This is a genomic window from Peribacillus sp. NPDC058002, assembly GCF_042886655.1.
In the GTDB taxonomy this organism is placed as follows: domain Bacteria; phylum Bacillota; class Bacilli; order Bacillales; family DSM-1321; genus Peribacillus; species Peribacillus aracenensis.
This window is the reverse complement of record NZ_JBHVQU010000192.1, coordinates 1-6,952: the sequence shown is the minus strand read 5'-3', so window position 1 is coordinate 6,952 and position 6,952 is coordinate 1. Positions and strand designations below refer to the sequence as shown.

Below are 6,952 nucleotides of genomic sequence, written 5' to 3'. Positions count from 1 at the left end.
GATAATATACTATACGGAAGATTAATAGGTGCTAGAAGGATAATCTCTTAAATGGGAATATTCTAAGAAAGAATAAAGATAGGGGGAATATTTTTTGAAAAAGTCTAAATTTTCAGTGCTTGCTCTTCTTATGGCCATCATGCTAATGCTTGCGGCATGCAACGGCGGTTCGAAGGAAACTTCGAATGAAAAGGAAGGCGGCTCGGGTGACTCATCCGGATCAAAAGTATTAAACGTAAACAACTCAAGTGAACCTGGTTCGCTTCACCCTGCCAATGCGCAAGGTACTCATGAATCATGGATCCTTGAACATACGTTTGAGGGACTGACGAAGAAAACGGAAGAGGGCAAAATCGTACCTGGTTCTGCGGAATCATGGGAAATCAGTGAAGATGGATTAACTTGGACATTCAAATTGAAAGATGGTTTGAAATGGTCAAATGGAGATCCGCTTACAGCGACTGACTTCGAATATGCTTGGAAATATGCTTTGAAACCGGAAACAGCTGCTGATTATGCCTACCAACTTTATTATCTTAAAGGCGGGGAAGCATACAACAGTAAGAAAGGGAAGGAAGAGGACGTAGGAGTAAAAGCGACAGACGAACATACGTTAGTGGTCACTTTGGAACAGCCTACACCATACTTCCTTGACTTGACTTCTTTCTATACTTTCTATCCAATCGATAAAAAGGTGCAGGAAGAAAATCCAAAATGGGCTTTGGATGCAAAGACACACGTTTCGAACGGTCCGTTCAAATTAACGGAATGGAAACATAAAGAAAGCCTGAAAATCGAAAAGAATGAAAATTACTACGATAAAGATAAAATCAAATTGGATGCGGTTAACTTTGCTCTAATTGAAGATGAAAATACAGCATGGCAAATGTATCAGAGTGGCGAATTGGATATTGCTTATCCACTGCCAGTGGACGTGCAAGGTCAATTGGTTAACTCCGGTGACAAAGAATTCAAAAACGGCGCAGAACTTGCTGTTTACTATTACAACTTCAATACGAAAGTAAAACCTTTCAACAATGCGAAGGTCAGGAAAGCGCTTTCGATGGCTATCGAACGTAAAAAAATTACCGAAAATGTTGCTCAAGGCGGTCAAAAGCCTGCATTTGGTGTAATCCCTCCGGGAATTCCTGACGCAACTGGTGATTTCCAGGAAAATACAGGCGACCTGTTTAAGGAAAACGTAGCTGAAGCAAAGAAATTGTTAAAAGAAGGTCTTGCTGAAGAAGGCATGAAAGAATTACCTAAGTTTTCAATTTTGTATAACACATTAGATTCCCATAAGAAAATTGCTGAAGCCGTTCAAGGGATGTGGCGTGATAACCTAGGTGTTGAAGTGACACTTGAAAATGCAGAATTCCAAGTTAAGCTAGATCGTGAAAAAGCCGGCGACTTCGAAATTTCCCGTGCAGGATGGGTTGGTGACTATGTTGATCCGATGACCTTCATGCTTTGGGAAACTGACGGAGCTTATAATGATGCAGGTTGGTCCAACAAAGAATATGATAGTTTATTAAAAAAGGCAAAATCTACAATGGAACCAAAAGAGCGTATGGCTGCTTTACATAAAGCAGAGGAAGTTCTGATTGAAGAAATGCCGATCCTTCCGGTTTACTTCTATACAAAACCATATATGGTTAAATCGAATGTTACTGGAGTCTATGCTCCGATTAACGCTTATCCGAACTTTATTTACGCGGATAAAAAGTAAGAGAGTGATAAAAGTGAAATGGGAGGTATGTCCGATTAAGGACATACCCCATTTTTCAATTGCGAATTTGAATATTTCATGAATTCATTTCCGTTTTCAACTCCTTAGAAAATCGATGATTGGGGTGATTACCATGTTGAGATATACATTAAACCGTTTTAAATGGGCGATTATTACTTTGTGGGCAGTTATTACATTAACGTTCATCATAATGCATACGATTCCGGGAAATCCATTTGCGAAAGAAGGAGCTATGCCTCCTGCTGTTTATGAAAACCTTCAAGTCCACTATGGATTGGACAAGCCGTTGTTGACCCAATATGGGAATTATTTATTGGAAGTCGTTCAATTTGATTTTGGTCCTTCATTGAAATCCTCATCGATTTCTGTGAATGATTACATTTTGAAGGGATTTCCAGTGTCCTTGCACTTAGGGGCACAAGCATTGGTGATTGCCATCTTCTTTGGGCTGATTTTGGGTGTAGTGGCTTCGCTGAAAAGAAATAAATGGCCCGACTATTTATCAATGGTCATTGCCATCGTAGGAATCTCAGTTCCTAACTTTATCCTGGCGACTATTTTAATCAATTATTTTGCGATAAAGTGGAACATATTCCCTGTAGCTACATGGGCGACATGGCAGCATACCATTTTACCTTCCATTGCCCTTTCGATGATGCCGCTTGCTTTCATCGCGAGATTGATGCGGACAAGCATGCTTGAAGTAATGGGGCAGGATTACATTTTGACAGCTAAGGCCAAAGGATTGAAACGGAGCGGTGTCATAATCAAACATGCGATTCGGAATGCGTTATTGCCGATTATAACGATTCTGGGCATCCTTACGGCTAATATCGTGACAGGAAGCTTCATCATTGAACGTATTTTTGGTATTCCGGGCATGGGAGATATGTTCGTAAAGGGAATATCCAACAGAGACTACCCGGTCATTCTTGGTTCCACAATTGTGTATAGTGCTGTGCTTATCCTATTGATATTCATTGTTGATATAGCCTATACGTTGATTGATCCTAGAATTAAAGTGACGGGGGAGAAGAAATAATGGCAGATAAAGTGCATTTAACCGAAGATATGTTCCAACCCGCAGAAGACAACTTTAAGGAAGCTGAAAAAATAGCCAGACCTACAGTTTCATATTGGTCTGACGTCTGGCGTCGGTTTAAAGAAAATAAGCTGGCGATGACGGGACTTGTTCTTATAGTCCTCTTGGTCTTGATGGCGATTTTTGGTCCGTATATTAACGGATATACTTATTATGGTCAAGATTTCGAGAAAAAGAATCTTAGCCCAAATAGCGAGCATTGGTTTGGAACGGATTCATCAGGAAGGGATCTATTTACGCGAGCTTGGTATGGTGCGAGGATATCCTTGTTCATTGGATTGATGGCAGCGCTGATAGACTTTTTAATTGGTGTCCTTTATGGCGGGATTTCAGCCATTCGCGGTGGGCGCACAGATAATATCATGATGCGGTTTGCCGAGGTGATCTATGCGATCCCATACTTATTGATGGTTATCTTAATGATGGTCGTATTAAAACCTGGTATTCTGCCGATCATCATTGCGATGTCGATTACGGGGTGGATTCCGATGGCTCGACTTGTACGCGGACAGGTATTACAACTTAAAGAGAATGAATATATCCATGCCGCAACCATCTCTGGAGCCAACACGAGCTGGACTTTAAGAAAACATATGATTCCAAATACAATGGGACCGATCCTTGTCAATTTAACGTTGACTGTACCTACTGCTATTTTTGCCGAAGCTACACTTAGCTTTTTGGGATTGGGAGTGCCAGCACCTCAGGCAAGCTGGGGAACATTGACAAGTGATGCCCTGGGAAGCATTCTGGTAGGAAACTTCTATCAACTTTTAATTCCTGCAATATTGATTTCCTTAACCATGTTCGCGTTCAATGTGGCTGGTGACGGATTGCAGGATGCCCTGGATCCAAAACTTCGGAAATAAATGAGTCCTAACATAAAGATTTGATATTACTAGAATAGGAGGGACGATGATGGAGAACCTATTAGAAGTCAATGATTTACACATCACCTTCCATACTTATGCAGGAAAAGTGCAAGCGGTTCGCGGCGTGAACTTTGATGTGAAAAAAGGGGAAGCCGTTGCCATTGTTGGGGAGTCCGGATGCGGCAAAAGTGTTACAGCGAAATCTATCATGAGATTATTGGAAACACCTCCAACAGAGTATGGAAAAGGGTCGATTAACTTTGGCGGTAAGGACTTGCTGAAAATAAGTGAAAAGGAAATGCAGAAGATTCGCGGAAATGAAATCAGCATGATTTTCCAGGATCCGATGACTTCGCTCAATCCAACGACAAAAATCGGCAGCCAGATCATGGAAGGTATTTTAAAGCATAATAAAAACATGACCCGAAATGATGCATATGAACGGGCGTTGGAAACGCTCAAACTGGTAGGTATACCTCAGCCGGAAAAAAGGATGCAGCAATATCCGCATGAGTTTTCAGGTGGTATGCGCCAAAGGGCGATGATCGCAATGGCCCTTGCTTGTGAACCGAAATTGCTGATTGCCGATGAGCCTACAACAGCATTGGATGTAACGATACAAGCGCAAATTTTGGAACTGATGAAAGATATCCAACGAAGGATGGATACTTCCATCATTTTAATCACTCATGATTTAGGTGTGGTTGCGGAAACATGTGAACGGGTAGTCGTCATGTATGCAGGCAAGGTCGTGGAGACGGGGGCGGTAGAAGCTATATTTTCAAGCCCGCAGCATCCATATACAAGAGGCCTGCTTAAAACGGTGCCAAGGCTCGATATGGAAAAAACGGCTCCGTTGGTTCCGATTATCGGATCACCACCGGATTTATTGGATCCGCCAAAAGGGTGCCCGTTTTATCCAAGATGTGAATCAGCAATGAAAGTGTGCAAAGACCATGATCCGGAGCTTGAAGTAGTGGAAGAAGGTCAGACAGCCGCATGCTGGCTGCACCACCCAATGGCAAAGGCAGCACAGGTACAAGCACGGACTAATGTATAAAGGAGGAGAACCAATGGTTTCACTGAAAAATAAGGTCGTAAAAGAAATGACGGACAACGAAAATTCTCCTCTTGTTGAAATAAAGAATCTGAAAAAGTACTTTCCTATTGGTTCTCAATCGCTGAAAGCGGTGGATGGTTTGGATCTCAAAATCTATCCAGGGGAAACTGTCGGTCTTGTCGGGGAAAGCGGCTGCGGAAAATCGACAGCAGGCCGTACAATCACTCGGCTTTATGAACCGACAGATGGAGAAGTTCTTTTTCAGGGGAAAAATGTTTTCGATTACAAACCTGGGGAAATGTCACATATCCGCCGTGAAATACAAATGATTTTCCAAGATCCCTATGCATCCTTGAACCCAAGGATGAAGGTGGAGGAATTGATTGGGGAGCCACTTGCCATTCATGGGATATCAAAAGGTAAAGAGCGAAGAAAACGGGTGGAAGACTTGTTAAAGCTGGTTGGATTAAGTCCGGAACATATCACTCGTTTTCCCCATGAATTCAGTGGGGGACAACGCCAGCGTATTGGAATTGCAAGGGCTTTGGCTTTAAATCCTAAATTCATCGTTTGTGATGAACCTATTTCTGCCTTGGATGTTTCAATACAGGCTCAAGTGGTCAACTTATTAAAAGAGCTTCAAAAAGAAATGGGATTGACTTATTTATTCATCGCGCATGATTTATCAATGGTCAAATATATTTCAGATCGAATTTTAGTCATGTACCTTGGAAGAATGATGGAACTTTCGGATAGTGATTCTTTAACGAAAGATCCGCTTCACCCATACACACAGGCTTTGCTTTCTGCAGTGCCGATACCAGACCCGACTATTAAACGGGAAAGAATCGTACTTAAAGGGGATGTACCAAGTCCCATCAATCCGCCGAGCGGCTGTGTATTCCGAACTCGCTGCCCTAAAGCGATGGAGATATGCTCCAGTGCTGTACCTGAATGGAAAGAACAAAAACCAGGGCATTTCGTTGCTTGTCATTTATATTGGTAAACAAAAAAACCAGTTGCATTTGCAACTGGTCTTTTTTACACACTTATGTAAAATGTTATTAGAATAGGAGCGATTACCTGAAGATTTAAATTAATTATCGGGATGTCAAAATAAATTACTAGGAATCTGAAAATAAAACATATAATATGTAATTATATGTAAAAATTAACTTCTATAGAATTTTTTCGATTTGTGAGAGAAGGAGGGATTGTTAGTGTATTCCACGATAACTAGTGAAATCGTCGATCGTGTCATGATTGTTACTCTTAATCGTCCTGAGAAAATGAATGCTTTCAATGAAAAAATGTGTGAAGAGATGATTCACGCTTTTAATGAAGCGGACGAAAATGATGACGTACGAGCCGTCATTTTAACTGGCGCTGGAGATGCTTTTTGTGCTGGGATGGATTTGGAAAAAGGTGCAGAAACCTTTATGGATCACACTCCTTTGGTTGAATATCGCGATGCAGGGGGAATGCTGTCATTACGGATTTTTGAGATGAAGAAACCTATGATAGCCGCCATTAATGGAGCGGCAGTCGGGATAGGGATAACAATGACTTTGCCCATGGACATTAGAATTGCTTCATCAAATGCAAAAATGGGCTTTGTATTTGCGAGGCGGGGGATCACCATGGAGGCATGCAGCGGCTGGTTCTTACCTAGGCTTGTAGGAATGGGTAAAGCTTCCGAATGGATTTTTACCGGCAGGATGATTTCGGCCAGTGAAGCAAATGAGGGAAGGTTGGTAAATAAGATCGTTGAGCCAGACGAATTGATGTCGGCTGCAATGGAAATTGCAACTGACATTGCGGAAAATACATCTTCCGTCTCTGTGACGCTATCCCGGCAGTTAATGTGGACGATGCTTGGTGCGAACCATCCTGTTGAATCACACAAAATAGAATCGAAAATGATTCATTGGACCGGAAAACAAGCGGATGCACTCGAAGGGATTGAAGCTTTCCTCAAAAAAAGGAAAGCCGAATTCAAAATGAAAAGCAGCACTGATATGCCACCGTTTTATCCATGGGGAACGGACCGAACCTATGAAGTGGAGAAGAAATGAATGGGGTAATATCAGGGAATCCAGAGCTTCGGAAGTGCGTGATAATTTTTACTTTTCGGATAAATTAGGGTTTCTATTCTTAGTGGGTTATTC

The 6,952-nt window shown here is 41.8% G+C and carries 6 protein-coding genes; all 6 read left to right on the top strand.

From position 1 onward, the window contains the following. The first annotated feature begins 94 nt into the window (after window positions 1–94). The 6 genes from ACFVSH_RS21170 (at window position 95) to ACFVSH_RS21145 (ending at window position 6,859) form a co-directional block, all read left to right on the top strand. On the top strand, window positions 95–1,729 hold the full coding sequence (locus tag ACFVSH_RS21170; protein ID WP_387599009.1) for a peptide ABC transporter substrate-binding protein: 1,635 nt from the start codon (window positions 95–97) through the stop codon (window positions 1,727–1,729). A 133-nt stretch (window positions 1,730–1,862) separates the two neighbouring features. Next, the gene (locus ACFVSH_RS21165) at window positions 1,863–2,792 is read left to right on the top strand and encodes an ABC transporter permease (protein ID WP_141994689.1); all 930 of its coding nucleotides are present in this window, start codon (window positions 1,863–1,865) and stop codon (window positions 2,790–2,792) included. After that, window positions 2,792–3,721: an ABC transporter permease gene (locus tag ACFVSH_RS21160; RefSeq protein WP_260287535.1), complete on the top strand. Its 930-nt coding sequence runs from the start codon at window positions 2,792–2,794 to the stop codon at window positions 3,719–3,721. Before ACFVSH_RS21165 ends, ACFVSH_RS21160 begins: the two co-directional genes overlap by 1 nt. 49 nt (window positions 3,722–3,770) lie before the next feature. After that, the gene (locus ACFVSH_RS21155; protein ID WP_387599005.1) at window positions 3,771–4,784 is read left to right on the top strand and encodes an ABC transporter ATP-binding protein; all 1,014 of its coding nucleotides are present in this window, start codon (window positions 3,771–3,773) and stop codon (window positions 4,782–4,784) included. A gap of 13 nt (window positions 4,785–4,797) precedes the next feature. Further along, on the top strand, window positions 4,798–5,790 hold the full coding sequence (locus tag ACFVSH_RS21150) for an ABC transporter ATP-binding protein (protein WP_387599002.1): 993 nt from the start codon (window positions 4,798–4,800) through the stop codon (window positions 5,788–5,790). 214 nt (window positions 5,791–6,004) lie between these two features. Further along, the gene (locus ACFVSH_RS21145) at window positions 6,005–6,859 is read left to right on the top strand and encodes a crotonase/enoyl-CoA hydratase family protein (protein ID WP_387598999.1); all 855 of its coding nucleotides are present in this window, start codon (window positions 6,005–6,007) and stop codon (window positions 6,857–6,859) included. Window positions 6,860–6,952: the final 93 nt, after the last annotated feature.